The sequence below is a fragment of the Plasticicumulans sp. genome, assembly GCF_035331805.1.
Lineage (GTDB): Bacteria > Pseudomonadota > Gammaproteobacteria > Competibacterales > Competibacteraceae > Plasticicumulans.
On the sequence record NZ_DAOLKE010000423.1, the window covers coordinates 1 to 2793 of the forward strand.

A 2793-nucleotide genomic window follows, 5' to 3' on the forward strand; every position below is an offset into this window, starting at 1 on the left:
GTTCGCCGCAGCGCCGGCAACCACAGGCGAGTCGGATGCTGTGCGCCGCCTCGCGGCCGACGATTCCGCGGTGCCGGCGCTTGCCGCCGAACACGACTTCCTGACCCGATGCGGCGGCCTTTTCTATCTCCTCAACTTTCTCGCCCTGGCCGCCGTCCAGGCCCGCCTTGACGAGCGCGCGCCTGCCGCCTGCGGCTGGCGCTGGCTGGTGCGCCTGGGCTACTGCCTGGGCCTCGTCCCCGACCCGCCGCTCGCCGGCTTTCTGGCCGTTGAGATCGGTCTCGACGACCCGGGCGAACTCGCCACGCTGCCGCCGCTGCCCGCTGAAAGCGCTCTGCTGCAGATCGGGATGGCGCGCTACGGCCCGCTTTTCAGCGTCGCCGAACATTACCTGCGCGCGGCGCGCGTCGTCGTCACGCGCAGCCACGTTGACGTCCATTTCCGCCTGGCCGACGCCAGCCTGCCGGTGCGGCGTGCCGGACTCGACGTCAACCCCGGCTGGCTGCCCTGGCTGGGTCGCGTGGTCAGCTTCCACTACGGCAGCGGCGACGCGCCGCCGCCCGGTTTCCCGCCATGAATGCGCCGGCGACGCCGGCCGCGGTCGCCGTGCCGGCGCTCAACCGCGCTTTCGTCTACGCCGGTCTGGCGCGTTTCGCCGGCGAGCGCCTGGGCGCGCCGTCGGCGGTCTTCGAGAGTCTGGCCGGTGACGGAGAACTCTACTCGCTGCTCGCCCAGGCGCCTGGCGACTGGCTCGGCGCCTGCCGCGAGCTGGCGCTGCGCGCGCCGCAGATGCCCGGTCCCTGCGGCCGCATCCTGCACGACTTTCGCCTGCAGTTGCACGAGTGGTTCGCTTTCGCGCTCGCCGGCGAGGCCGAAGCCAGCCACCTGATCAATCTGGCGCTCGCCGAACTGCAGGCGCCAGCCGACGAGACGCGGCCCAGCCTGCATCTGCTGGCAGAACTCAGCCAGGCGCTCTTTGCCCTGCCGCTGCCGCCGCTGAGCTGGCCCAACCATCCGCTGGTGCGGGCGCAACTGGCGCGCATCGCCGGCGACGACGCGCTGCCGCTCGCCAGCCTGCACGTTTCCCCGCGCCTGTGGGCGCTGTGCTGCGGCGACCGGCAGGTCTGGCGCGAGTTGCGCTTGCTCGCCAGCGATCCGGCGATTGCCCTGCCGGCGCAACTCGAGCAGACGCTGCCGGCGATCGCCGCCAGCCTGCGCCAGGGCGCAGCGCCGCTCATCGTCGTGCGCGGCGCGCGCGCCGCCGGTCTGGCGCTAGCTGCGCGCCTGGCGGTCGGCGCCGGACTGCACGCCGTCGAATGCGACGCGGGCGAGTGGAACAGCCGGCCACTGCTCGCCGCCGCTTGCCGCTACGCCGGCTGGCTACCCGTTCTGCCGCTCGCGCTCGGGCCAGGCGAGAGCTTCTCGCCGGCGGCGACGGCGCTCGGCGTGACGCCGATCGTCATCGTTGTCGGAGTCGACGGCACGGTAGAGGTCGCCGATGCGCTGGAGATCGTCATCCCGTCGCTCACCCTGGACGAACGTCGGCGTGCCTGGCAACAGGCTCTGGGGCCGGACACCGCGCCGGCGCTCGCCGAATGCGCGCAGCTCGACGGCGCGACGATCGCCGCGCTTGCCGGGCGAATCCGCCGCGCTGCAGCGGGCGACGACGCGCCGCCCGACCTCGGCCATCTGCGCCAGGTGCGGCTGGGCTTTGCCGCCGAGCGCCTACGTCTGCTGGCGCAGCCGCTCGCGCGCGAGGTCGGCGCCGACGCGCTCGTCCTGCCGCCGGCAACGGAACAGCAGTTTGCGCAGTTGATTTGCCGCTGCCGCCGGCGCGAGCGCCTGTGGACCGGTCTCGGCCCGAGCCTGGCGACGCCGACCGCCGGCGTACGCGCGCTCTTTGCCGGCGAAAGCGGCTCAGGCAAGACGCTCGCTGCGTGCCGGTTGGCGAGCCAGCTCGGCGCGCCGCTCTACCGCGTCGACCTGGCCGCGGTGATGAACAAGTACGTCGGCGAAACCGAGAAGAACCTCGGCCGTCTGCTCGACGAAGCCGCCGCGCTCGACGTCGTCCTCCTGATCGACGAAGCCGATGCGCTCTTCGGCCGGCGCAGCGAAGGCAAGGAGACCGGCGAGCGCTACGCCAACATGATGACCAACTTCCTGCTGACGCGCATTGAAAGCCATCCGGGAATCGTCGTCCTGACGACGAATGCGCGCAATCGCCTGGACGCCGCGTTCACCCGACGCTTCGACGCGATCATCGAATTCCCGCTACCCGGCGTCGACGAGCGCTACCGCCTGTGGCGATCGCACCTCGGTGCGCGCTCGCCGAGTGACGACGACTGTCGGCTGCTCGCCAGTTACAGCGACCTGCCCGGCGGCCACATCCGCAACGCCGTGCTGCACGCGGCAGCGCTCAGCGAAACCGCGCCCGGGCAGCCGGTCGAACTGGTCCTGCTGGTCGCTGCGCTGGCCAGCGAATACCACAAGCTGGGCCGCACGCCGCCGCCGCAGCTCGCCCAACTCGCCGCGCGCGGAAACGGAGGATAAGCATGGCCAGCGTAACCCAGGCGCGTCGTTCGGCGCTTTCCCGCGCACCGGCGGGCAAACCACAAGAGAACACGCGCCTGCGGCGCGCTGCTGCGGCGAATGCGACGAAGGGCAAGGCACCAGCCTATCTGCAGGCGAAATTGGCGATGAGCACTCCCGGCGATGCGTCCGAGCAGGAAGCCGAACGCGTCGCCCGACAGCTCGCGCGCAGTCCGCGCGCGGCTGCCGCGCCGGCCGCCAAGG

2 protein-coding genes and 1 pseudogene are annotated in these 2793 nt (G+C 72.1%); all 3 read left to right on the forward strand.

The window, feature by feature from the left end:
* A pseudogene (locus PKE44_RS17850) lies at positions 1 to 577 on the forward strand (hypothetical protein); the annotation flags it as partial.
* Complete coding sequence (locus PKE44_RS17855) at positions 574 to 2550, forward strand: ATP-binding protein (RefSeq protein WP_324553955.1); 1977 nt, start codon at positions 574 to 576, stop codon at positions 2548 to 2550. The pseudogene PKE44_RS17850 and the gene PKE44_RS17855, both read left to right, overlap by 4 nt.
* Before the next feature lie 2 nt (positions 2551 to 2552).
* The coding region (locus tag PKE44_RS17860) for a hypothetical protein (protein WP_324553956.1) at positions 2553 to 2793 on the forward strand (241 nt) is incomplete at its 3' end.

Bases quoted from the DNA above. Each gene is read 5' to 3' on its own strand.
- PKE44_RS17855 (WP_324553955.1), top strand. From the start codon at position 574: ATGAATGCGCCGGCGACGCCGGCCGCGGTCGCCGTGCCGGCGCTCAAC.